The organism is Shewanella sp. S1-49-MNA-CIBAN-0167, from assembly GCF_040310145.1.
Lineage (GTDB): Bacteria > Pseudomonadota > Gammaproteobacteria > Enterobacterales > Shewanellaceae > Shewanella > Shewanella psychromarinicola.
Window position 1 is genome coordinate 83,355 of record NZ_JBEOPO010000008.1, and the last position, 25,821, is coordinate 109,175.

Consider the following 25,821-nt stretch of genomic DNA (forward strand, 5'->3'; position numbering starts at 1 on the left):
AACACATCATGGTCGTCATCGCTAGGCTAAAAGAAGATATTGAATCGATTTATCATCGAGATCCTGCCGCAAACAGTACCTTAGAGATAATATTTAATTATCCCGGTATGCATGCTATTTGGATCCACCGTATTAGTCATAAACTGTGGATCGCCAACTGGCGCTTTACCGCTAGGTGTTTATCGACATTTTCCCGTTGGTTAACGGGTGTTGAAATTCATCCAGGAGCGACGATTGGTCGCCGTTTCTTTATTGACCATGGCATGGGTGTCGTTATCGGTGAAACAGCTGAAATTGGTGATGATTGTACGCTTTATCATAGCGTTACTTTGGGAGGGACCACCTGGCAGCCAGGTAAACGTCATCCCACCTTAGGCAATAATGTGGTTATTGGTGCAGGGGCCAAAGTCCTTGGACCTATCACTATGCATGATGGTGCTCGTGTTGGTTCAAATTCTGTCGTTGTTAAGGATGTCGCCAGTGATCATACTGTTGTGGGCATACCCGGGCGAGTGGTGTCTTCACCGACCAACCAGTCAACAGAAAAAACTGAACGTCGCACCGAAATAGCTAAAAAGTACGGCTTTGATGCGTACGCAGTATCACCCGATAACCCCGACCCAGTGGCTAATGCCATAGGGCAAATGCTTGACCACATGCATTTAATGGACTCTAAAGTAGAAGAACTGTGTAATGCCATTCAACTTATGGGTGGTGAAGTGTGTACTAAAAAGTTGCCAGAATTAAACGTTGATGCGTTCGATGACGTTTCTCGAGAAGCTGCCACAAATCGTAAACAAGATATTGATAAGTTCGACCCGAGTATTTAAAAATCAATAAGTCATTGTAGATTCATGTCAAACAATTGGCCGATAATGCGATTAATTGCCTTATCGGCATTGAATCTTCCAAGATAAAAAGGTTAAATACCTTCTGCGAAAATATGGAACTTTTTGTGATAAGAAATGCCATGATATCCGAGTGCGTTAGTCATATTAATACCCGAGTGTTTTAGTAGGATTAATACTTGACTAAATTACTCGGGTATGTTCAAATTACTGCATACTTTTTGGGAGCAGTACAAGTTATGAAACTTACATCAAAAGGTCGCTATGCAGTGACAGCTATGCTGGATGTTGCGATTCACTCTGCTACTGGCCCCGTGCCTTTAGCCGATATTTCTGAAAGACAAGGTATCTCTTTGTCTTATCTTGAACAACTCTTCGCAAAGTTACGTAAACATGGTTTGGTGTCGAGTTTTCGTGGGCCCGGTGGTGGTTATCGTCTAGGTCTAGAAGCCAACGATATCTCAATTGGTATGGTCGTGCATGCTGTTGATGAATCTGTAGACGCCACTCGTTGTCAAGGAAAAGGTAACTGCCAAAGTGGTACTCGTTGCCTAACCCATTCTTTATGGGGTGACTTAAGTAAACAAATTTCAGAGTTTTTAGACAGTATTTCGCTTGCGGGTTTAATGCAAAAACGAGACGTTCAATTTATCTCGTTAAAGCAAGACGAAATACAAAAGGAACATAGATTGAGTTTGTAACTCCCTATGTTGATTGATAAATCATTATTATTTGTACGTTGTATGTAGCCTCATCTGAGACTGCTGAGTACGGAGTGTATTATGAAGCTTCCTATCTATTTAGATTATGCCGCCACAACCCCTGTCGATCCGCGTGTCGCAGAAAAAATGATGCAACACATGACAATGGACGGTGTGTTTGGTAATCCAGCATCGCGTTCACATCGTTATGGTTGGCAAGCTGAAGAGGCGGTTGATGTCGCCCGTAATCAAATTGCTGATTTAATCAATGCTGATCATCGTGAAATTGTGTTTACCTCAGGTGCGACAGAATCGAGTAACCTTGCGATTAAAGGTATTGCCCACTTTTATCATAAAAAGGGCAAGCACATCATCACTAGTAAAACTGAACATAAAGCAACCTTAGATACTTGCAGACAGTTAGAACGTGAAGGTTATGAAGTCAGTTATCTTGTTCCCGATGCTAACGGCATTATCCCAATGGAACGTTTAGAAGCGGCGATGCGCGATGACACAATTTTAGTCAGTATTATGCATGTTAACAACGAAATTGGTGTCATACATGATATCGATGCCATTGGTGAATTATGCCGTTCAAAAGGTATCTTTTTCCACATGGATGCTGCGCAAAGTGCGGGTAAACTTCCGATTGACGTGCAAACGACCAAAGTAGATTTAATTTCGATTTCTGGCCATAAAATGTATGGACCAAAAGGTATCGGTGCACTTTATGTTCGCCGTAAGCCACGTATTCGTCTTGAATCGCAAATGCACGGTGGTGGACACGAACGCGGTATGCGTAGTGGCACATTAGCAACGCATCAAATCGTAGGCTTAGGTGAGGCAGCCGCTGTTGCTAAACAAGACATGGCCGCTGATAGCGCACGTATTACCCATCTTCGTGACAAGTTGTGGAACGGTATTAAACATATCGAAGAAACCTATATCAACGGTGATATGGAACAACGCTACAGTGGTATTTTTAACGTAAGTTTCAACTTTGTTGAAGGCGAGTCGTTAATGATGGCCTTAAAAGACTTAGCGGTTTCTTCAGGTTCAGCCTGTACTTCAGCAAGTTTAGAGCCAAGCTACGTATTACGTGCATTGGGTTTAAATGATGAAATGGCACATAGCTCAATTCGTTTCTCTATTGGTCGCTTTACTACCGATGAAGAAATTGACCACTCTATTAAAACGATAAATGAATCTATTGATAAGTTACGCGAAATGTCTCCGTTATGGGAGATGTTCAAAGATGGTATCGATTTGGACCAAGTTCAATGGGCACAACACTAATTTAATCTCATTAAATGAGCGTAATACCATTAATCGTAAACTAATAACGACACAGATTTTGGAGTACTATCATGGCTTATAGCGAAAAAGTAATCGATCATTATGAAAACCCACGTAACGTAGGTTCATTTGATAAGAACGATCCATCAATAGTAACGGGTATGGTTGGTGCGCCAGCCTGTGGTGATGTAATGAAGTTGCAACTTAAAATTAATGCAGACGGCATTATTGAAGATGCAAAATTCAAAACATATGGGTGCGGCAGCGCAATTGCATCTAGCTCATTAGTAACAGAATGGGTTAAAGGTAAAAGTGTTGATGAAGCCGCGACCATTAAAAATGCCGACATCGCTGAAGAGTTAGCATTGCCGCCGGTTAAAATTCATTGCTCAATTTTGGCAGAAGATGCCATTAAAGCAGCAATTGAAGAGTATAAAAGCAAACAAGCTAAGTAATACCTGGAGTTAAGATGGCAATTTCAATGACCCCCGCTGCTGCTGATCGAGTTAGATCGTTTCTTGCTAATCGCGGGGAAGGCCTTGGCTTGCGCCTTGGGTTGAGAACATCAGGTTGTTCAGGTATGGCATACGTCATTGAGTTCGTTGACGAACTCAATGACGATGATGAACTTTATAATATCGAGGGTGTGAATATCATCATCGATGCTAAAAGCTTTATTTATTTGCAAGGTATTGAACTTGATTTTGTCAAAGAAGGCCTAAATGAAGGTTTTCAGTTCAATAATCCTAACGCAAAGGGTGAATGTGGTTGTGGTGAAAGTTTCACCGTTTAACGATTATTTACCTATTAAGCCGTTTATATCAAACAGTAAGCATGATATCTGCCCATGAATTATTTCGATCTGTTTAATGTTGTACCTGCCTTTGATATCGATACCGCCTTACTTGCAGAGCGCTACCGCGAACTGCAACGGGCGGTCCATCCCGATAAATTCGCTAATGATACCGAGCAACAAAAGCGCTTGTCAGTTCAGCGTACAGCACAAGTTAATGATGGTTATCAAACGTTAAAAAATCCCTTACGCCGTGCTGAACACATGTTGAGCTTACGCGGAATTGAATTAAGTCACGAAACCACCACATTGAAAGATGGTGCATTTTTGATGCAGCAAATGGAGTGGCGTGAAGCGCTTGAAGACATCGCGCATAACAGTGACCCGCAGCCATCAATTGATGAACTGTATGAATCGTTTGGTGAGTTTGAGTCTGTCCTCTCTGCTAAATTAGCGACGTTATTGGTCAGTGATGATAATGCAGATGCATTATTAGCGGCAGATCAAATTCGTAAGCTAAAGTTTATGGCAAAATTACATGATGAGTTAGCCCGGATTGAAGATGGCTTGCTCGACTGAATTCCCCAAAATTCTAAACCTTATTTATGATTAGCTCGACTAATCGATAACATAACAAGTTGGAACACTATGGCACTGTTGCAAATTGCAGAACCTGGCCAAAGCGCCGCACCGCACCAGCATCGTCTTGCGGTTGGGATTGATCTAGGTACCACCAACTCACTTGTTGCTGCGGTAAGAAGTGCTCAAGCATTGACCTTGCCTGATGAGCAAGGACGTCATTCGTTGCCTTCTGTGGTGCATTATGCTGATACCCGTGTGTTAGTGGGCTATGAGGCTCAAGAACAATCGGCTTTAGATCCACAAAATACTATCATTTCTATTAAGCGTTTTATGGGACGTAGCCTTACTGATATTCAGTCTGGTGTACATCGATTACCTTACGCATTACACGCAAGTGAAAACGGCTTACCGGTGTTTTCTACTCCTATGGGGCATGTTAATCCGATCCAAGTGTCTGCCGAAATTTTAAAACCGCTTATTGCGCGAGCAGAAACAACATTAGGTGGCGAATTAGAAGGCTTGGTCATTACCGTGCCGGCATATTTTGATGATGCACAGCGCCAAGGTACCAAAGATGCGGTAGAGTTGTTGGGTGTTAAAGTATTACGTTTACTGAACGAACCGACAGCCGCTGCCATTGCTTATGGGCTAGATTCAAAGCAAGAAGGCGTGATTGCCATTTACGATTTAGGCGGAGGCACTTTTGATATATCTGTTCTTCGTTTAAGTCGTGGTGTATTTGAAGTGTTAGCCACTGGCGGTGATTCAGCTCTAGGTGGTGATGATTTTGATCATTTATTAGTGAGTCATTTACAACAAGAGTGGCAAATAACCGAGCCAGGCAGTCAATTAGCGCGTCAATTACTCATTGAAGCTCGCCGAGTTAAAGAAGCGTTGACCGACAGTGAAAGCGTTGAAGCCTTGGTCATTATTGGCGAAAAAACATTAACCTGCATTGTGGATAAAAGCTTATTTAACACGTTAATTGGCACGTTGGTGAAAAAAACCATAGGTAGCTGCCGCCGTACTTTGCGCGATGCTGACGTAAGTGTGGATGACGTCATTGAAACCGTCATGGTGGGTGGTTCAACTCGCGTGCCTTTAGTGCGTGAACAAGTTGAAGCTTTCTTTAAAAAAACACCATTGACCTCAATTGATCCTGATCGTGTTGTTGCCATAGGTGCAGCTATTCAGGCTGATATTCTTGTTGGTAATAAGCCCGAATCAGACTTGTTACTGTTAGATGTGATCCCATTATCGTTGGGTGTTGAAACCATGGGCGGCTTGGTTGAAAAAGTGGTCACTCGTAATACCACCATCCCCGTCGCACGAGCGCAGGAGTTTACCACCTTTAAAGATGGCCAAACGGCAATGGTATTCCATGTGGTGCAGGGCGAACGCGAGCTTGTTGATGACTGCCGTTCTTTGGCGCGCTTTACCCTACACGGTATTCCGCCATTAGCGGCAGGTGCTGCGCATATCCGAGTAACATACCAAGTGGATGCTGATGGCTTGCTCAGTGTGACCGCGATGGAGAAATCCACCGGGGTTAATACTTCTATCCAAGTGAAACCATCATTTGGTTTATCGGATACTGAAATCGCGACCATGCTTAAAGATTCGATGAAGTATGCTAAAGAAGACATTACTCGTCGTATGCTGGCAGAGCAAAAAGTGGAAGCGGCGCGGGTGATTGAATCACTTAATGCTGCTTTGGCTAAAGATGCTGCTTTACTCGATGAGCAAGAACGCGAACAGTTAGTGGTTGCGATGGCACAACTTGATGCAGTAGCACAACAAGACGATATTGATGCCATTGAAAAAGCGATTGCAAATCTCGATGACAAAACCCAAGATTTTGCGTCAAGACGTATGGATAATTCTATTAGAGCGGCGCTAAAAGGGCAGTCGGTCGACAACATATAGGTGAAATGATGCCACAGTTAGTATTTTTACCCCATCAAGAACTTTGTCCAGACGGCGCAGTACTTGAAGCCGAAGTCGGTGAGACCATTTTAAACGTAGCCTTACGTAACGGTATTCATATTGAACATGCGTGCGAAAAATCATGTGCTTGTACTACATGCCATGTCATTGTTCGCGATGGCTTTGACCAGCTTGACGAAAGTGATGAGTTAGAAGATGACATGCTTGATAAAGCATGGGGATTAGAACCTGAAAGTCGTTTATCTTGCCAAGCTAAAGTCGTGGATTGCGATATGATTATTGATATCCCTAAATACACGGTCAATATGGTCAGCGAAGGGTAGTCTTTGCCGGAGTGTTAACCCATCAACAGCCCTATTTATAGCGGGTAATTGATCACAAAAAAAAGAGTCAATCTACTAAGATTGGCTCTTTTTTTATCGGTGGTTATTGCCGACATTCATTTTACATAAACTTAGCGCATATATGCGAAATGCTTATTTTTGAGCACTTTTTTGAGCACTCTGTGGACATCGTAATACTGTCTAAAAACTTGCAGATTAAGATTAATGTTCACCTATGAGCATAAATTGCGCCATGTTAATATAAATGACCCAATCGAGTGATGAAATATCACTGAGAAAGCGGATAAGGCTAGGAATATACTCTTAAATTACGTATAATTTGCAAAATTTTTTATACTTGCTCACATTAAGGAAGCTCGTTATGGCGATCGAACGCACATTTTCTATTATCAAGCCAGATGCAGTTGCTAAAAACCACATTGGCGCAATTTATAACCGTTTTGAAACGGCTGGTCTTAAGATCATCGCGTCTAAAATGGTACACCTATCTAAAGAACAAGCTGAAGGTTTCTACGCTGAACACAGCGCACGTCCTTTCTTTGGCGCTTTAGTTTCTTTCATGACTTCTGGTCCTGTAATGGTTCAAGTGTTAGAAGGCGAAAACGCTGTTCTAGCTAACCGTGAAATCATGGGCGCAACTAACCCAGCTGAAGCTGCTCGTGGCACATTACGTGGTGATTACGCTGCAAGCATCGACGAAAATGCTGTTCACGGTTCTGATGCTGTTGAATCAGCCGCTCGTGAAATTGCTTACTTCTTCAGCGCAGATGAAGTGTGCCCACGCACTCGTTAATTGTTGCTGTAAGTTGATCATAAAAGGAGCTTCGGCTCCTTTTTTGTGTTCGCTTCACTAATATCTATTTTTATCTTTATCTTTATTAATTCCTATATCTAATTTATACCAATTTTTTCACTATATTATCAGTGCAGAGTTTTGTTCTTTTTGATCATCACATCGTAAAACTGGCATTATTTCTATTTAGATCAAAGTAGCAGAACGCTAGGGTGTGTGAGATATAGTGTAAACATGCTGTTAATATTCCTTATGATTGGTCAAGGGTATTATTAACAGAATGGGGCAATATTTTACTCGTGTTATTGATGAATATTTATAAGTGAAAACACTTTTTATTAACATTTATGTTGCAAAGTGTGGTATTAAAATCTATTAAATATGATGCAGTTCTCAGTCTAAATACCCCGTGAGCTAAATCCAATACCGTTCATTAAATTGATTGTTACTTACGCATGTCACCCTATGTTGTTAGCCTAGTATTATCACTTTCTTGAATAAAAACCCTTAAATGATTGCTATTGAGTTATTTTTTGAATAAATAATCAATAATTTCGAAATGTCATTCTGGTTGTTTTTACGGCAATCAATAAGGTTTTTTAAATATTAAAATTTATTTTATTAATACTTCCTCCTATTTGGCGTTGCAATACAGTTAAAGATTGGTGGATTATGTTTAATTTTGTTTTACAATTTGTTTTATTCTTGACTTCATCTTGTTAGTTGTCATAGGGTTTTTAATACTTATAATATTAATAAACATATATTACAAGTTAACTTACTGGTTATTATCATTAAAGCAAAAGTCAAACTATTGGTTGGGCCAATTGTTAAACTTAATGTTGTTCACTTGTTGCCCGTGTTGACTAAAGGTTTTTAATTCATTAATAATGCTTCTCGATAATTGGTTTTGTTAAATTCAATCAATTGTTTAATATAAATATAAAAATTATAAATTACTTGTATTCATTTTATATAAGTTATAGGGAAGTTATTCATGAGTTCAGTAACATTAACTGCTAAGGCTATTCGTCGTAGTCTACTGGCTGTTGCAACAACCAGTGTCGTTACAACAGGTTTATTCTCTTCAGCTGTGGTTTCAGCAGAAGAACAAGTTCAGAAAGTGGAAAGAATTGCAGTAACGGGGTCACGTATTAAGCGTGCCGATATGGAAACTGCGAGTCCGGTTAGTGTCATTGATGCGTCATCAATTGTGTCTTCTGGCGCAACATCTATTGATGATGTCTTACAACAAATGACCTCTACCGGTGGCGCGATGACTAACGCTGCCGTGAACAATGGCTCTCAAGGTAACTCTAGTATTAACCTTCGTGGCTTAGGAACGAGTCGTACACTCGTATTAGTCAACGGCCGCCGTATGATTGCCTCTGGTACAGGGCCCGCGTCCACAGTGGATTTGAATACTATTCCAGTATCAATGATCCAACGTGTTGAAGTATTAAAAGATGGCGCTTCAGCTGTTTACGGTACCGATGCCATTGCTGGCGTAGTAAACATTATTTTAAAACGTGATTTCGACGGTTTTGAAATGAATGCTCAAACCGGTATGAGTGGTCAAGGCGACGCAGACGAAACGAGCATAGATTTTACTCTTGGTAACACGTTTGATAAAGGTAATGTGGTTATTAACGCGCAGTACACTAAACGTGGTGATGCAAGCCAAGCAGACCGTGATTTTTCAGATTGCCCAATCTCTGAAACCGGCGCGGCAGGTAGCAAAACACTATATTGTGGTGGTAGCTCATATAGTCAAGGAGGTCATGTTTGGGGTGATCAGAACTTTAACATCACTCCTTCAGGCGCAGACGATGCTTATGCTGTTGGTGACTCAGGATATTACGGTCAGTATGTAGCTGATGACAAGGGTGAGCCAGAGTTTGAGTATTTTGATGGTAAATCTGAAGCTGATGTAAGTGGTCGTGATGGCGCTTTCCATGATTTTACTAGTGATGACAAATATAACTATGCCAAAGACAGCTATTTGTCTACGCCAATGGAACGCATTAACTTAAGTTTTGCTGGCTCATATGATTTGTCTGACAATATTACGTTCTTCTCTGAAGCTATGTATTCTAAGCGTTGGTCAGAACAGCAAATGGCACCACAACCTATTTGGAACAGCGCTGCATGGGCATACAAGCCTAAGTCTGCTGGTGGTTTCATGACTGATGACTTACTTCCTTGGGTTCAAGATGGTGAAGAACTGAGTTATGGCCGTCGTATGGTTGAATCTGGTACCCGTGACTTTAGTCAAGTAGTTGATACGGTTCGTGTTGTTCTCGGTTTAGAAGGCATGTTCGACAACGGTTGGACTTGGGATGCTTCATACAACAAAGGTAAAAACGATTCAGTCGATACCCTTGCAAATCTGCATAACATAGGTTCTATTAACGATGCTGTATTAGCGGGCACTTTTGATCCGTTTTTAGAGTCATCTTGGAAAGGTGAGAGCATTGAACCGTTCGTCTATACTGAAGTTAACAGTGGTGGTAGTGAATTAGATATTATTGCGGCAACACTTACCGGTGATATCGTTGATTTACCTGCTGGTATTCTAGGGTTTGCTGCTGGTTATGAGAACCGTAAAGAGTCCGCTCATTTCACCCCTGATTCATTAACGGCGCAAGGTCTTGCTAATGACCCTCGCGTTGAAGCTACAGCGGGTGATTTTAGTGTAAACGAAGTATATGCAGAATTGGCGATTCCATTGTTAAGCGATTTACCTTTTGCACAACAAGTTGATTTGAGCGCTGCAATGCGTTATTTCGATTACAATACTTTTGGTGATGACACTACTTGGAAGTTAGGCTTAACATGGCGCATGACAGATGATTTAATGTTCCGTGGTGGCCGTTCAACTGCGTTCCGCGCTCCTACTGTAGATGAGTTATTTGGTGGTAAATCGCCATCATTTAATCAAATAGTTCACCCAGCTTCAGAGCAAAGCCAAGCAGAAGTGACTGTGGGGGGTAATGAGTTGTTAACGCCAGAAGAAGCAGATATTACCACTGCTGGTTTGGTGTATTCACCTAGCTTTGTCGATGGGCTATCGTTAACGTTTGATTATTACGATATTGCTATCACGAACACGATTACCGCAGTTGATTCTAATTATGTGGCTAATCAATGTTTAGACGCAAGTGGAGTAACCATTAATACCGATACTGCATTATGCCAAGCTTCAAATATTGAAATCGACGCGACAGGTCGTATTAAGTTTGATAACGGTTTACAAAACGTTGGTGCAACCAACACGTCTGGTTATGATATCAACGTAGCGTATGCCTTCGAGGCAGTAGGGTTAAGCTGGAAAGCAAACCTAGATACGTCGATTTTAGAAACCTATGAAGAATTTGACCCAGATGGTAATGCAGTCGATTACCGTGGCTTTGTAACGGGTAACGCAGGTGGCTTTGCTAAAATCAAAACCAACCTTGATCTAACGGCAAGTGGTGATGATTGGAGTGCGACATACGAAATTCGTTATATTGATGGTATGGATTCATTTGCTTGTAAAGATGATACCTCTGCTTGTTATGCACCTTCTGTAGATAGCATTGTTTATCATGACCTTTCAGGTTCTTATGATCTAACCAGTACGGTTCGTTTATCTGGTGGTGTGAACAACCTCTTTGATAAAGAGCCTCCTTATTACACCGGTAACTTAGATTCAAATACCGATCCATATACTTATGACGTATTAGGTCGTTACTTCTTCGTTCGTGCAAGCGTGAAGTTCTAATTTAACATTTATTGTTAATGTAAAAAGCCGGCTAATTATTAGCCGGCTTTTTGTTTTGCATTGAATAAGACATAAGTAAATGGAATGGCTAAGACACGGCTCTAATGGTTTAGGTGTAACTCATGTCGATGTTTGCGAAGGTATTTTTGCTTAAGATTAATCAGTACAACATTGTTCTATTGGGCCGGCAATTAAGTTTGGTGGTTCTATGTTCATATCACAATCAGAACAAAGCTGATAAATATTGATCTCAAGTTACTAAAAAGCACCTCTGCGTCTTAATTTTATTGATGATTTTGGGTCCGGAAATGGTTCAAGTGTTAGCCGGCGAAAACGCTGCTCTAGCTAATCGTGAAATCATAGGGGCAACTCATCCCGCTGAGGCTGCTCGTGGCACTTTACGTGGCACATTACGTGGAAATATGCTGCAAGTATCGACGTTAACGCCGTTCACGGTTCTGATGCAGTTGAATCAGCAGCATTTGAAATTGCTTACTGCTTCAGCGCAGATAAAGTGTGCACTCTTAATTGTGCTGTCAGTTAATCAAAAAGGAGCATTATCTCCTTGCTTGTTTTTTGTGCTTTGATGCTTAGCTATTTACGTTGCTGAATGGTTAGTCAATCCTGTTATTTAATGTTCAATGTGGCCCAATTCACAATATAGTGTAGGTGAATAATGGCAGCTAACAAGATAACATTTAGTTAACATTTGTACTCGGATGTTGAGTACTGATGAGCTTCGTGTATCGGTTTTGTGTTCCTCTCAAGTGTGATCTCCTCTGTACATAACGTAAGCGAATCGGTTGTTGTGTAGGCCTAAATGACAGTCATTACAAGGCAAGCATTATCGTTATTTGAATAAAGATCGGCTAAAAAAGACGAATGAGTTATTTTTTTGAATAAATACTCAGTAATTTTGAAATGTCATTCTGATTATTTTTACGACAATCAGTAATTTATTTTTTAAATATTACCATTTAATTGTTGATGCATTTTATGGGTAATTGTGTGGTAGTTGTTAATTAAGTTTGCGTTGTGTTTTATTCTGTGTGTTTGGTTGTTTTTTTTGCGTATTTTATTTGTTTTCTTTTTACGTTTTAAAATATTAATAATCTTAGTAAAGATAGTTAAATTTTTTAAGTCATTGATTATTGAACGAATAAGTTTAAGTCAAATTAATTATCAATCCAGATGTTAAATGTGATGTTGTTCACATGTTGTCCATATTGACTAAAGGATTTTTATTCATTAATAATGTTTTTCAATGATTGGGAATGACCAATTATTCATAATTAAAAATATAATGACTTGTTTTATTTTATTCCAAGTTATATTCAAGTTATAGGGAGTTTATTCATGAGTTCAATAACATTAACGGCTAAGGCTATTCGCCGCAGTTTATTAGCTGTGGCCGCAACAAGTGTCGCCACTACAGGCTTATTTTCTTCAGTCGCATTGGCAGCCGATGAACAGAAAGTGGAAAGAATCGAAGTAACGGGTTCTCGTATTCAACGTCAAGATATGGAAACGGCTTCTCCAGTAACCATCATTTCAGCCGAAGCCATTCGCGCCGAAGGTTTCACTTCAGTAGACCAACTACTTCAAGCTCAAACATCAATGGCGGGTGCAGCAGTTGGTTCTAGCACCAACAATGGCGCCGACGGTGTGGCACAAGTTGACTTACGCGGTATGGGTTCACAACGTACGTTAGTGTTATTAAATGGCCGTCGCATGGTGAACTCTGGTTCTGGCGCGGACAGCTCTGTCGATTTGAACTCTATCCCTGTGGCGATGATCTCTCGTGTTGAAATCTTAAAAGATGGTGCTTCAGCGGTATACGGCTCTGATGCGATTGCCGGTGTCGTTAACATCATCACCAAAAAAGATTTTGAAGGTTTTCAATTAGATGTTAATGGAAGCACGACTAGCGAAAGCGATGGTGAGACTGGCGAGATCAGTGGTTTATATGGCTTTAACACTGACGATGGTAACTACACTATTGGTGCTGCGTATTCAAAGCGTGAAAGCATAATTCAATCCGATCGTGATTGGACAACCCCTGGTTATAGCTCATTTTTACCAACGGGTTCATTAGGCGGTAAAGTACGTGATGATGCAGGGAACTGGGTTGATCGTTCAACTGGTTATGACTACTCCACAAGCAGCTATTTCCAAACACCAAACGAGCGTTACAGTTTATTTGCTAACATGGTTCAAGAACTCGACAATAATTTAGTCCTAACAGGCGATGTTCTTTACACTAAGCGTCAGTCTAACCAACAAATGGCGGCACAACCTGCCGATGTTATGCTAAACGTTTGTGATGCTCCAGGTGTGACTGCTGGTGCGGCATGTATTCCCCTTGATCAAGCCATGACTGATGGTGGCATCGAAGCTGATGATACTGGACGAGTTAACTATCGTCGTCGTACAACTGATGCAGGTCCTCGTATTTATTCTCAAGACACTGACACATTTCGCCTTTCTGCAGGCCTTGCCGGTGACTTTGATATCAATACGGGTATGAACTGGGATATCGCTTACACCTATGGTAAAAATAAAGCGGATTCTCAAGTTGAAAACTTAATCAATGCCACCAATCTTAAGCAATCGGTTTATGCTAACCAAGATGCATGGTTCAGTGGTGATCCATTAACAGGTGCAATTGTTAATGACATTAGTTTTACCGAAAATTCTGATGGCGGTAACGAACAACACGTTGTTTCTGCTGGCTTAAATGGTGAATTATTTGACCTAAGTGCTGGTGCTGTCGCATTTGCTATTGGTGCTGAATACCGTTATGAAAGCGGCTTTTACAATCCAGATCCAGTGACTGTTGCGGGTGACAGCACTGCTGCACAACAAGATGCGACAGATGGTAATTACAATGTCATGTCTGTGTTTGAAGAAGTCAGCGTGCCTTTCACTGAAAAATTAACCGGTGAATTTGCCCTGCGTTATGACGATTACTCAACATTTGGTAAAGCGTCAACGTGGAAAGTAGGCTTAACCTATGAAGCCACTGATGATTTAATGCTCCGAGGTGTCGCGGCAACAGGTTTCCGTGCGCCTAGTATCAGTGAACTATTCGGTGGTGACACAGGTTCTTTCGATTACTTAGATGACCCATGGGAAAACGCTCAAGATCCACAGATCTTGGTTCGTTACACTTCCGATGATGAGCTAAAGGCTGAAGAGTCAGATTCTTATACAGCTGGTTTAGTTTACTCACCAAGCTATGTTGACGGTCTATCATTAACCCTTGATTACTGGCGCTTTAAAGTGACCGACGCGATCACTCGTTTAGACGTTCAAGCTGGCTTAAATGAGTGTTTTGCTAACGCCTCTGCAGCTGCCTGTGAAACCTTTAACATCGGTGAAAACGGTGATCTGTCTAACGTAACTAACTCGTTAACAAACGTAGGTAGCCAAGATACTAGCGGTGTAGACTTCAACTTAGCGTATCATTTTGAAGGCTTAACTTTAGATTGGAAGATCAGTAATGACACCACCTACTTATTGAACTTCGAACAAGAAGGCAATGATTACACCAATAAGATTGACGGTAACTTTGGTGCGTATGCAGAAGTTCGTAACAACTTCAGTATTCAAGCGGGTCAAGACAGCTGGAGTGTTAACTACTTCAACCGTTATATCGGTGAAATGGACGACTTAGGGACTGGCGAAAAAGTGGATGCGATTTTGTACCACAACCTAGCGGGTACTTATTATGTTACGGACATGATTACCTTCAGTGCGGGTGTGAAAAACATCACTGACGAAGAGCCTTCAGGCGTATCTAATGGAAGTGATGGTGGTACGGTGCCAGAAGTGTATGACACTATTGGTCGTCAGTACTACGGCGGTGTAACGGTTAAGTTCTAAGATAACGCTGCTGTTAGACATTAGAAAGTATGATTGATTTTTATTTTCTATAGCGAATAGACCTACACAGCGGTGTAGGTCTTTTTTATGGCACCCATTTAATGCTAGATATTGTTAATGCTGGATATTTTAATACTGGATATTGTTATCGCTAGATATTGTTAAGATTAAACAATTGTGTGGTGGTTAGTTAAAGATTGCTAGTGATTTAAGCGTAACTCATGTCGATGTTCGCGACGGTATCTTTGTTCACAATGAGTACAACGCTGTTCCGTTGGATCGGCGATTAAGCGTGGCGGTTCTATGTCCATTTCACAATCAGAGCAGAGTCCATAAAGACCAAGCTCAAGCTGGCAATGTGCGGCATCAAGCTTCATTAACTTGGTGAATATTTCTGTGTCAACGAGTTTTACTTTTGACAGGTAATCAATAACTTGCCCAAGGGAGGTATCCATTGATATATGGGCTACTTCAGTTGTTTTTGATAAATCCTTTATATGTAGCATTAACTCACGCCTCAAAATATTTTCGAGTTGTTGTAGTCTTTGCTGTATGTCCTGAATGTTGTGCAACTGAGATAACCTTAATTGACTATGCCAATGTATAAATTCTATTCTAGGCACAAAAATTTCAGACGTTATGACTAAGATCAATTCTCGATTAGATTTTTGCGATAAAGACATGAATAATAATTTACTATTGATTCATTTTGTGACATTGCACGTGTTGTTTTTGGTTTAGACAATCCAGATTAGGTATGCCGAATTGACATATTGATCATCCACGCATAGCGGTAAGACAATACCAATGCTTATTCGTCAGCGATTAACTTAGATCTGTTAGCTCTTTGCTGTTCAATACTTGCTATGCTTTGTTGAATACGCTTCAAGGCAACCTCTATGTAACTAAAACTATTGATGACTCATTTGATAAAGATCAATAGGAGCTTAGGTTAGTAATATTCACAAAGAGGGAGGATTAAATAAGTGTCCGGTGAGCATGCTGTAAAACCTTAACAATCTCTTCCGTAGTTTTAAACACCCGCAGTTCTCTAAATAAGGCATCCGCTTCAGGATATTGGCGGTTTAAGTAGCTAAACCACTGTTTAATTCGTGAGGGATAGTAATCTGATTTGCGGCCACTCAGCTCCTTGTCGGTATATGCCATTAACAAGCTTAATGTTTGTTGCCAGCTAAAAGGGCTTGCACCGGTTTTAATAGTATCCCCGAGGTTAGGTAGGGATATTGCGCCGCGGCCAATCATCACACTGTCACAACCAGTGACATCCATACAGCGTTGTGCATCTGCTGCGTTCCAGATCTCTCCGTTAGCAATAACGGGAATGGGTAAGCGTTTTCTGACTTCAGTAATGTACTCCCAATAAGCTGGTGGCTTATAGCCGTCGGTTTTACTGCGAGCGTGGATCGCTAGCTCCGTTGCGCCAGCTTCATATACGGCTAAAGCATTCTCCATAAATAACGACTTGTCTTCATAACCTAAACGGATTTTAGCGGTAACAGGGTGTTCAGACGGTACAGCGTCGCGCATGGCTTTGACGATATTGTAAATGTTTTCTGGATATTGCAATAAAACGGCGCCGCCTTTACTTTTATTAACGGTTTTGGCTGGACAACCAAAGTTTGCATCGACGCCATTTGACCCTAGCTCTATGGCTCTGATGGCATTTTGTGCCATCCACTCAGGTTCTTGTCCTAACAACTGAACACGTACTGGCGTGCCAGATGCCGTTAAGCCTTGATGATGTAATTCAGGACACAATTTATAGAAGACTTTTTCAGGCAATAGTATGTTTACTACCCTGACAAATTCAGTCACAACCAGGTCAAATGGATTGATGGCAGATAAAATTTCACGCATATGGTCATCAACCACACCTTCCATTGGAGCTAAAATAACGCGCACAGTACACCTTGCTGAAGTCAAAAGTCAGCTATTTTAACGTGTTTATTATCTGATAGCAGCACTAAATGACTATACGCATATTTTTGTCGAGGTATTGAATAAATTATTATTAAGAATCAGATTGATAGCACTGTTGTAGTGTTTATGTTAACTTTTTTGGAAGTCTATTTTTAGGTTGCCTAGCAATTATTTGTGGTAAGTAAATGGATGTTTTTCACATTTTTTAGTTTTTTTGCAATAAACTTTACTCACTGCAGGTCTCTTTAAGCAAGCCGGCAATGATGTTGGTCACCCTATACAAATAAGAAATAAGGAAGATAAGTATTATGAATTCAATCAAACAAACGACTTTAGCGGTTGCACTTGGTACTGTTGTGATGACGGCTGGCTTTAGCGCTCAAGTAGAAGCTAACCCATTTGGTTTTCAACAATTAACTTCTGGTTATCAGCTTGATGGCGGAGAAGGCAAATGCGGTGAAGGCAAGTGCGGCGGTGATATGAAAAAGTCAGCTGAAAAAGCTGCTGAAGGCAAATGTGGCGAAGGCAAGTGCGGCGGCGACATGAAAATGTCAGCTGAAAAAGCTGCTGAAGGCAAATGTGGCGGCGACAAGATGAACTCTGCAGCAAAAACCGTAGAAGGTAAGTGCGGCGGTCAGAAATAATTAGCTGTGTTTATTTGATAAAGCCTGTACTTATCTGAGAGACTAAGGCCTGAATTTCAGGCCTTAGTTTTATCTGTTTTTTAACTCATTTTTAGCATTACTCATTAATTCAAGGACACGCATTATGTCGACAAATCATGCTGATGGCTTAGCCAATGTCGGGTTAGGGCTTCGTCGCGAAATGCTGGATGAGTTTTGTCGGCATGTGCCAACTGCAATCGAGTTTTTTGAAGTCGCACCTGAAAACTGGATGACGCTCGGTGGCAAGTTTGGACGTCAGTTTAAGCAATTAACTGAACAATATGCTTTTTTCTGCCATGGACTTTCGTTATCAATTGGTAGTCCTGAAGCGCTAGATAGTCAATTTGTACACAATATAAAACGCTTTTTGGATGAGCATAATATTGACGTGTATTCAGAGCATTTAAGTTATTGCTCTGGTACTGGCCATATGTATGATTTGATGCCGATCCCATTTACTGATGATGCAGTCATCCATACCGCTAAGCGGATAAAGCAAGTCGAAGACATACTCGAGCGTCCGTTTATTTTAGAGAATGTTTCTTTTTATGCGGCACCTGGTGCACAAATGAGCGAGGTCGATTTCGTGAATGCAGTCTTACAAGAAGCGGACTGTAAACTGCTACTCGATGTTAATAACATTTATGTTAACTCAATTAACCATCAATATGATGCCCATGCCTTTTTGGCTGCCATGCCGACCGAGCGTATTGAATATTTACATATAGCAGGACATTACCAACAAGACATCGATTTAATGATCGATACCCATGGTGCGGATATTATTGATCCTGTATGGGCATTATTACAGCAATGCTATCAATTACACGGTGTGCATCCAACATTACTCGAACGCGATTTTAATATTCCTAAAACCAAAATTTTGCTGAACGAGATCAATCAGATCCATCAATACCAACAAGATGCTTTAGCTCAGCAGTCATTCGTGAGGAAGGCATAATGAGTTTTATCGCGATCCAACAGCAATTTTTGGATTATATCCGTAATCCCAGTTTACCCTTACCGGAAGGAATAGAGCTGCGGCGAATGCAAGTTTACCGAGAGCTGTTTTTTAATAACATTGTCGGTTTCGTGTCGAGTGCTTTTCCGGTGCTTAAAAGTTTGTATCAGGATGAGCAATGGCAGACATTAGTGCAGCAATTTTTTGTGAAGCATGATTGTCAAACGCCAATATTTGTTGAAATTGCGGGCGAGTTTTTATCCTTTTTACAACACGAATATCATATAACAGAAGATGATCCTGTTTTTATGTTGCCGTTAGCACATTATGAATGGCTAGAGTTGTGTGTAGCGGTAGCGCCTGATACGCCCACGTCTCAATTGATCAATACCGGCGAACTAAGCCAGCATAGCTTGTGCCTAGCGGCCTGTGCCAAGGTGGCGCAATATGCCTTTGATGTTCAACATATTAGCCTTGACTACCAACCCATTGAACCGACACCGCAAGCGCAGTTTTTTTGTGTATTTAGAGATGCAGGTGATGAAGTCGCTTTTTTGCAACTGACACCGTTAAGCGCTCAAGTGCTGGCTTACATTGAACAAATGAGCCTTTCTCAACAAGGTGTAACGGTAGATGCCATTATTAGTTGGTTAAACGAACATTACCCACAAATGCCCAGTGAAACTCTGTTATCTGGCTGTTTACCTCTATTGCAACAATTGGCACAAAAGGGCATTGTTATTTCATCAATTGAGGCATAATAGACTTAGTATATTTAAGGTTTTTATTTTGTGAGGATAGGTCTAAGATAGGCCACTTTTTGCGACTTGCATCACATCCGTTGTCCGCAAAGTTAACCTAAATGTTGACTTAACATAACGAGTGAAAGATGCCAGTAATTGCAGTAACAACATCTTCAATGTAGGAATAATCATGAGTCAGCCGTTCAAAGACCCGTTTAACATCTTTTATCTTATTGGTTTTATTTTAGTTTTGTTAATTCCTATATTACCCGCAAGTCTTTCATGGTTGACTGTAACAGGATTAATTTAACGTTTACTTCAGGTTAACCTGCGATGATATTGTCTTATTAAACCACTCTGTTAGAGTGGTTTTTTGCTTGTATGAGGACGCTTATGGCGGTTAAACGCGGATTTTTTCTTATTATTGGTTTGTGCAGTCTAGTGTTAGGCATCATTGGTATTGCGCTGCCTTTGTTGCCTACGGTGCCATTTATTTTACTGGCTGCGTTTTGTTTTGCGCGTTCCAGTGAGCGTCTTCATTATTGGCTAATTACTCATCCTTGGTTTGCTGAAGGTATTCATCAGTGGCAATCAAAGCGGGCATTAAGTCGATCACTAAAGCGAAAAGCCATGCTAATGAGCGGCCTAAGTTTTATGATTAGTATTATTATTGTGCCGATAGTATGGGTGAAGATTATGTTGTTGTGCATGATGCTTGTTTTATTATTTTTCTTGTGGCGGATCCCAGAGTTAGAATAATAAATAGCCAGTTAATATAAGCCTGTTGCAACTGAGATTAAACGGGCATAAAATCTGCTTAGTATTTTTATCAGAGTCCACCATTTACGTGGACTTTTTTATTGCGTAATCACTTTTATACAGAGTTAACTAATTATGATGAACCAAGACAGTTTAGCGCTTATTAAGCAGAGCATTAAAACCATTCCTGATTACCCTACACCAGGCATTATGTTCCGCGATGTGACTAGTTTATTAGAAAACGCAGACGCCTATAAAGCCACTATTGCGATTTTAGTTGCTCATTACCAATCAAAAGGCTTTACTAAAGTTGTCGGCACCGAAGCGCGTGGCTTCTTATTTGGTGCGCCGTTGGCATTAGAGCTAGGTGTTGGTTTTGTGCCGGTACGTAAGCCAGGTAAATTACCTCGCGAAACCATTAGCCAAACCTATGAATTAGAATATGGTAAAGATACCTTAGAAATTCACACCGATGCCATTAATGCCAATGACAAAGTATTGGTTATCGATGATTTGTTAGCAACCGGTGGCACGATTGAAGCTACAGTAAAACTTATTCGTCAATTAGGCGGAGAAGTGAGCCATGCTGCCTTTGTTATCTCATTACCAGAAATTGGTGGCGAGAAACGCTTACAAGGTATGGGAATTAAAGTATTAAGTTTATGCGAGTTTGACGGCGAGTAATCAAAGCAATATAAACTGCTTTTTTATTAGGCAGTTAACTGCATTGTGCTCTATCAAATACTTGCTCAACAATAGCATGCCAGCCCTTGGCATGTTATTGTTAATCCCTTTAAAGGGATTGAGTCCCGATAGCTCTGTGTGGGGAATTTCATGTCTTACCAAGTACTCGCCCGCAAATGGCGTCCTGCTAAATTTGAACAAATGGTTGGTCAATCCCATGTATTAATGGCATTAACTAATGCATTGAGCCAGCAACGTTTACATCACGCTTACCTCTTTACCGGAACACGCGGTGTGGGTAAAACCAGTTTGGCGCGTTTATTTGCTAAAGGTCTCAATTGTGAAACCGGCGTTACTGCTAATCCTTGTGGTGAATGTTCTAGCTGCATTGAAATTGCTCAAGGTCGATTTGTTGATTTAATTGAAGTCGATGCGGCATCGCGTACTAAAGTCGATGATACTCGTGAACTCCTTGATAATGTGCAATACCGTCCTTCCCGTGGGCGTTTTAAAGTGTACTTAATCGATGAAGTACACATGCTGTCGCGTAGCAGTTTTAATGCATTGCTAAAGACGTTAGAAGAGCCTCCTGAGCACGTTAAGTTTTTGCTAGCGACTACCGATCCGCATAAACTGCCTGTTACTGTATTATCTCGTTGCTTACAGTTTAATCTAAAAAGTTTGTCGCAAGACGAAATTAGCAAGCAACTCGAGTATGTGATCACCCAAGAACAATTACCTTTTGAGCCACAAGCGCTGAGCTTATTAGCCAAAGCGGCCAATGGCAGTATGCGTGATGCGCTCAGTTTAACTGACCAAGCGATAGCGTTTGGCAGTGGCCAAGTGATGCTGACACAAGTGCAAACCATGTTGGGCAGTATTGATGAACAACATGTGCTGGCCTTATTAAAAGCCTTGTGTGATGCCGATGTTGGGCCATTAATGCAAACGGTAGCAAAAGTGTTGGCATTCGGTGCCGATGCTGAAGAAGTATTGCGCAGTTTATTAGAGTTATTGCATCAAATCACCTTAACTCAGTTTGCCCCCGCTGCAGCGCAACAATCGCTGTTTAGTGAACAAATTCTAGCATTCTCACAGCAATTAGCGCCTGAACAAGTACAGCTTTATTACCAAATGTTGCTTAACGGTCGTAAAGATTTAGCCTTTGCCCCCGATCCTAAATCGGGCTTGGAAATGGCGTTACTTCGCGCAGTAGCGTTTACCCCCGAAAAACAAGTAAAACGCTGGCTAACAACGACGCCGGCTAACATTGATTTAAGCGTTATTGACGGTTCATCATCTCCAACGCAAGAGGTCATTGAAACAGGCCCAAAGTCTGATCTTCAGCCGCAAAAAGACATTGTTTTACCGACAACAGCATTATCTATTCAGGATGAAACTGCAGCGACCACGGAGGTGGACGTTGCTGATGCTATCGACGATGAGCCAGTCGCATCTTCACTGGTGGCTGAGCAAGCTTTGTTGTTGGACCAAGCGCAAAGTTTGGGGTTTAATCCATTGCCACCCAAAAGCGATATGCCGATTGGTAATGTTACCAACCACGTCGTCAAGCGTGACGTTAGCCATATGACAGCTGATAAGACTGCTGCCGATATTATTCATACTGCGGCATCAGACAATGGCGATATTCGTGCTGATGCTGAAACGACGACTCAAATCACAACAGCACCGCTGAAAAGGGATATTGCTGCGTCTGAAGAGCGGGTTGAAAAACATCAATTAGCGCAGAGTACTGCAGACAGCAATGTTGTAGAAAATAGTCAATTGAGTGGTAATGCGGATGATATTCCGCTCAACGCGTATGCTTTTATGGATTATGACGTGTCTGATGATATGTCCATGGAATATCAACCATTTGATCATGACGAAGAGGGGGCTTTTTCGGCTTTAAATGGAACAACTGAAGCTAACAATGTTGATGATGTTACTGACTCAAGGTCTGAACCGAAAACGGCTAATCATGTCAGTGATAATACTCGCCCAAACCTCACTGATTCTGAGGATAATGTAGACGATTTTCTTGACGAAGTGTTAGCCAGTCGTGATTCACTTATTGCCGATGTCGGGGTGTTACAACATAAAGATGAACTGGCAAAAAAAGAATCGACAAAAATAATCACTTCAAGAGTGAACAAACCTGCAGTGACATCGGTTGTCAGCGCCAATGAGTCGCCTGCAGTGACTGAAACTGCGCCTAAAGCTTTTGAAGCGTTATCTACAGCCGAAACAATTAATTCTCCAGTAGTGGCAGATTATGATAGGGCTCCTTGGGTCGCGCCCGAAGAGGGTGAGCCAATCAATGCATTTGCAGATGTTCATGATGCGATTAAGCCCGTCACTGAAGCCACTATTCAACCGACAGACACGGCCAGTCATCAGCAAGCTGCTCACGCACATAATCACGCACATAAAACGAGCTCATTGACAGCCCAATCGCTCAACATTAGCGCAGAGTCTGTCGTTCGAGGTCCTACTGATGCGACGCCCATAGATGTAAAAGCCCAATTTGAGCCACACAGTATTCAAGGAAACGAGATTGATTTACATTGGTATAAAGTGATGACTAATGTGTCTGTTGGCGGTAGGGTTCGGCAATTAGGGGTGAACTCTGTGTGTTCGGCATTGTCAAATCCTATGATATTGGTGTTGAAACCCGATCAAAAACATTTGTCTGCCCAGACAGCTATTGATCAACTGCAAGACGCGTTATCTCAATACCTTGGGCAACCGACTCAAGTACAGATCCAGATTGGGATTGTGCCTAAACGAGAAACGCCCCTTGAGTTACGTAAACGTTTTCATCGTGAACTTATCGCACAGGCTCAACAGTCTATTTTGCTTGATGATAACGTTCAGTGGATGGTTCAACGCTTATCGGCTCAATTAGACAGTGACAGTATTGAATATCCGTTGGAACAGCTAGGACAAATTGCGCAGGATATTACACAAATTAACGCTTTATAAATGAACAAATACGGTGATTTAGCTTAAAATGAATATATCTTCATCTCAAAAGTGTATTTGCTAGATTGCCAATCGATTTTATTTCAGTAAGATTAGCGTCACTATGACGACTTGCTAACAACCTTAATTAGAGAGAGATACGACTATGTTTGGTGGAAAAGGCGGTATGGGCAATTTAATGAAACAAGCCCAAATGATGCAAGACAAAATGGCTCAAATGCAGGAAGAAATTGCTCGCACAGAAATGACAGGTGAAGCGGGTGCTGGCTTGGTTAAAGTAACCATGACAGGTAACCACAATGTGCGTACAGTTGAAATTGATCCAAGCTTGATGGAAGACGATAAAGAGATGCTAGAAGATCTTATCGCTGCAGCGTGTAATGACGCAGCTCGTCGCATTGAAGAAAATCAAAAGACTAAAATGGCCGAAGTGACTGGCGGTATGCAATTACCACCAGGGATGAAAATGCCTTTCTAGAAGCTAAGATGCTGACTTTTCCTCGTGTAATTCCCTTGTTATCATTTCTTGGGAATTACATTAGGAATTATAAAGGAATTTGGGGTCTTCATTCTTAGCCTTCTTAGCCTTCTTAGTTTTCTCAGTTTTCTCAGTTTTCTTAGTTTTATGGTCAGGTCGTTCACCCGCGATCCATTTGCCATAGATTGTTGAGTCCTCCCTATCACTATGCCCCATCTGATCCGCAAGCCAAGTAGGAACAGTACTAGCCATTTTTTGGGACAGTATTTAACTCAGGTCGCGTATATGGTTTATTTCACGACTTAGCAATACTCGTCTTCGCTCAACTTATTTGTTTTTATATTTTAGGTGATGCGTTTCACCATAACTGAAAGCATGTAAGTCTTTACGCGTTGATGTTTAAAGGCATTATCAGATGGCTGATCCGCACTAAACCAACTTATAACGGGTGCAACATCCATGCTGTCACAGCCTTGAAAAACGTAAAGGTTATGCCACCAAAGGTGATCATTGGTATTTAATGTCAACCTGACCCCAACTGGCTTTTTTGCTTAGGACATTGTCAACTCGGCCCATTTCACTAACACCCTATATTTCTAACATTCCTTATGAGAAGCTAATCGACACTTTAATTATGGAATATGACAATATGCTCACTTTATATGGCTTTCCCGCAAGTAACTATTACGGTTTGATAAAACATGCCTTGTTATTAAAAGGCATTGATTTTAATGAAGAGCGCACTTATCCAGGCCATCCCTCATATTTGGGAAAAAGCCCTATGGGCAAAGTGCCGTGTATTGGCACAGAACACGGTTTTCTATCAGAAACTGCGGCCATCCTTGAGTATATTGAGCATAATTACCCAGACAAGCCAATCCTGCCCAGCGATGCATTCCAAAGGGCAAAAGGCTTTGAATTGATGCGCATTGCCGAATTGTATGTGGAGCTATCCGCAAGACGGTTTTTACCCGAAATACTCATGGGTGCGCCAAAATCAGAATCAAACCGTGCTGTTATGTTACCCATACTGATAAAGGCCTTTGCATGCCTAGAGAGCATGGCCGCCTTTGGCCCTTATTTGATGGGTGAAAAGTGTACGCAAACAGATCTTGTCGTTCGATACAGTCTTAAGACAGGTGTAATGGTAGGGAAAAAAATCTTTGAAGTAGACTTTATGGAAAAAACACCAAAACTACAAGCGTGGTGGAACACTATGAGCAACGAACCGATTTCAAAAATAGTCGATACTCAAGCTGAAGAGTCCTTCCCAGAATTTATCGGCATTTTGCAAAAAGCGGCTGCTAAATAAGCCCTCACTAATAACGTTTCATATCTAAATATTTACTAGATGAAGCCATTGTAATATTCATATCATCTTAATAAAAAAAGTCATACCAATTCAGATAAAGAAGTGGATTGGTATATATCCCCTCGGTATCAATAACCTGTTATACGTAATCTGAACGATTTCTTATATTAAGCTCAGTAATACTTACTCTTCGGCCTAATACCCTAGGGGGGGTTAGTGAATGAGCCATTAATCGACCCTGAGTATACACTTCATCAAGACGGCTATGCTGCAAAACCAATCGTCTGTACCGTTTTAACCATTGATGTAATAGCGATTTTTTGATATTTAAAGCAAAATTT

General features: G+C 41.1%; 21 protein-coding genes and 1 pseudogene. 20 read left to right on the forward strand and 2 right to left on the reverse strand.

The genetic code is table 11. From position 1 onward, the window contains the following. The first annotated feature begins 8 nt into the window (after window positions 1–8). The 12 genes and pseudogenes from cysE to AAEZ00_RS05545 all read left to right on the forward strand — a co-directional run bounded on the left by cysE (window position 9) and on the right by AAEZ00_RS05545 (window position 14,952). Window positions 9–830: a serine O-acetyltransferase gene (gene cysE / locus AAEZ00_RS05490; RefSeq protein ID WP_101032104.1), complete on the forward strand. Its 822-nt coding sequence runs from the start codon at window positions 9–11 to the stop codon at window positions 828–830. A 257-nt stretch (window positions 831–1,087) separates the two neighbouring features. Then, window positions 1,088–1,549 (forward strand): Fe-S cluster assembly transcriptional regulator IscR, encoded by a 462-nt coding sequence (iscR, locus tag AAEZ00_RS05495; RefSeq protein ID WP_124011768.1) that lies wholly within the window; start codon window positions 1,088–1,090, stop codon window positions 1,547–1,549. A gap of 81 nt (window positions 1,550–1,630) precedes the next feature. Further along, window positions 1,631–2,845, forward strand: coding sequence for an IscS subfamily cysteine desulfurase (locus AAEZ00_RS05500; RefSeq protein ID WP_101032102.1), 1,215 nt, complete (start codon window positions 1,631–1,633; stop codon window positions 2,843–2,845). Between the two features lie 71 nt (window positions 2,846–2,916). Continuing rightward, window positions 2,917–3,300: a Fe-S cluster assembly scaffold IscU gene (iscU, locus tag AAEZ00_RS05505; protein ID WP_101032101.1), complete on the forward strand. Its 384-nt coding sequence runs from the start codon at window positions 2,917–2,919 to the stop codon at window positions 3,298–3,300. A gap of 14 nt (window positions 3,301–3,314) precedes the next feature. After that, window positions 3,315–3,638 (forward strand): iron-sulfur cluster assembly protein IscA, encoded by a 324-nt coding sequence (gene iscA, locus AAEZ00_RS05510; protein WP_101032100.1) that lies wholly within the window; start codon window positions 3,315–3,317, stop codon window positions 3,636–3,638. A 54-nt stretch (window positions 3,639–3,692) separates the two neighbouring features. Next, entirely contained in the window at window positions 3,693–4,217 is a 525-nt protein-coding gene (gene hscB / locus AAEZ00_RS05515) for a co-chaperone HscB (protein WP_124011766.1), read from the forward strand. Between the two features lie 69 nt (window positions 4,218–4,286). Further along, window positions 4,287–6,146 carry a Fe-S protein assembly chaperone HscA gene (hscA, locus tag AAEZ00_RS05520; RefSeq protein WP_351088425.1) on the forward strand — a complete coding sequence of 620 codons (1,860 nt, stop codon included), beginning with the start codon at window positions 4,287–4,289 and terminating at the stop codon, window positions 6,144–6,146. Window positions 6,147–6,154: 8 nt separating this feature from the next. Then, complete coding sequence (gene fdx / locus AAEZ00_RS05525) at window positions 6,155–6,490, forward strand: ISC system 2Fe-2S type ferredoxin (protein ID WP_101032097.1); 336 nt, start codon at window positions 6,155–6,157, stop codon at window positions 6,488–6,490. Window positions 6,491–6,872: 382 nt separating this feature from the next. Continuing rightward, on the forward strand, window positions 6,873–7,304 hold the full coding sequence (ndk, locus tag AAEZ00_RS05530) for a nucleoside-diphosphate kinase (RefSeq protein WP_351088426.1): 432 nt from the start codon (window positions 6,873–6,875) through the stop codon (window positions 7,302–7,304). A 997-nt stretch (window positions 7,305–8,301) separates the two neighbouring features. Beyond that, window positions 8,302–11,067, forward strand: coding sequence for a TonB-dependent receptor (locus AAEZ00_RS05535; RefSeq protein WP_351088427.1), 2,766 nt, complete (start codon window positions 8,302–8,304; stop codon window positions 11,065–11,067). A gap of 290 nt (window positions 11,068–11,357) precedes the next feature. Further along, window positions 11,358–11,611, forward strand: a pseudogene (locus tag AAEZ00_RS05540) (nucleoside-diphosphate kinase); the annotation flags it as partial. A gap of 812 nt (window positions 11,612–12,423) precedes the next feature. Further along, window positions 12,424–14,952 carry a TonB-dependent receptor plug domain-containing protein gene (locus tag AAEZ00_RS05545; RefSeq protein ID WP_351088428.1) on the forward strand — a complete coding sequence of 843 codons (2,529 nt, stop codon included), beginning with the start codon at window positions 12,424–12,426 and terminating at the stop codon, window positions 14,950–14,952. 200 nt (window positions 14,953–15,152) lie between these two features. On the opposite strand, the gene AAEZ00_RS05550 is transcribed toward AAEZ00_RS05545, so the two are convergent. Together AAEZ00_RS05550 and dusC are read right to left on the reverse strand one after the other, a co-directional pair. Beyond that, window positions 15,153–15,458 carry a TraR/DksA C4-type zinc finger protein gene (locus tag AAEZ00_RS05550; RefSeq protein ID WP_232772055.1) on the reverse strand — a complete coding sequence of 102 codons (306 nt, stop codon included), beginning with the start codon at window positions 15,456–15,458 and terminating at the stop codon, window positions 15,153–15,155. Between the two features lie 472 nt (window positions 15,459–15,930). Then, window positions 15,931–16,875 carry a tRNA dihydrouridine(16) synthase DusC gene (gene dusC, locus AAEZ00_RS05555; RefSeq protein ID WP_101032093.1) on the reverse strand — a complete coding sequence of 315 codons (945 nt, stop codon included), beginning with the start codon at window positions 16,873–16,875 and terminating at the stop codon, window positions 15,931–15,933. A gap of 326 nt (window positions 16,876–17,201) precedes the next feature. Between dusC and AAEZ00_RS05560 the strand changes: the two genes are divergently transcribed. The 8 genes from AAEZ00_RS05560 (at window position 17,202) to AAEZ00_RS05595 (ending at window position 25,480) form a co-directional block, all read left to right on the forward strand. Continuing rightward, window positions 17,202–17,537, forward strand: a complete 336-nt coding sequence (locus tag AAEZ00_RS05560; RefSeq protein WP_351088429.1) for an HvfA family oxazolone/thioamide-modified RiPP metallophore — start codon at window positions 17,202–17,204, stop codon at window positions 17,535–17,537. Between the two features lie 124 nt (window positions 17,538–17,661). Then, window positions 17,662–18,519, forward strand: a complete 858-nt coding sequence (locus AAEZ00_RS05565) for an HvfB family MNIO-type RiPP peptide maturase (protein WP_351088430.1) — start codon at window positions 17,662–17,664, stop codon at window positions 18,517–18,519. Beyond that, on the forward strand, window positions 18,519–19,280 hold the full coding sequence (locus AAEZ00_RS05570; RefSeq protein ID WP_351088431.1) for an HvfC family RiPP maturation protein: 762 nt from the start codon (window positions 18,519–18,521) through the stop codon (window positions 19,278–19,280). The genes AAEZ00_RS05565 and AAEZ00_RS05570 overlap by 1 nt, the downstream gene beginning before the upstream one ends. 375 nt (window positions 19,281–19,655) lie before the next feature. Next, window positions 19,656–20,021, forward strand: a complete 366-nt coding sequence (locus AAEZ00_RS05575) for a YbaN family protein (protein WP_124011757.1) — start codon at window positions 19,656–19,658, stop codon at window positions 20,019–20,021. A gap of 132 nt (window positions 20,022–20,153) precedes the next feature. Further along, window positions 20,154–20,705 (forward strand): adenine phosphoribosyltransferase, encoded by a 552-nt coding sequence (gene apt / locus AAEZ00_RS05580; protein ID WP_101032088.1) that lies wholly within the window; start codon window positions 20,154–20,156, stop codon window positions 20,703–20,705. A 150-nt stretch (window positions 20,706–20,855) separates the two neighbouring features. After that, window positions 20,856–23,690, forward strand: coding sequence for a DNA polymerase III subunit gamma/tau (dnaX, locus tag AAEZ00_RS05585; RefSeq protein ID WP_351088432.1), 2,835 nt, complete (start codon window positions 20,856–20,858; stop codon window positions 23,688–23,690). A 145-nt stretch (window positions 23,691–23,835) separates the two neighbouring features. Then, entirely contained in the window at window positions 23,836–24,168 is a 333-nt protein-coding gene (locus AAEZ00_RS05590) for a YbaB/EbfC family nucleoid-associated protein (protein ID WP_101032086.1), read from the forward strand. A 649-nt stretch (window positions 24,169–24,817) separates the two neighbouring features. Beyond that, the gene (locus tag AAEZ00_RS05595) at window positions 24,818–25,480 is read left to right on the forward strand and encodes a glutathione S-transferase family protein (protein ID WP_351088433.1); all 663 of its coding nucleotides are present in this window, start codon (window positions 24,818–24,820) and stop codon (window positions 25,478–25,480) included. The last annotated feature ends 341 nt before the right edge of the window (window positions 25,481–25,821 follow it).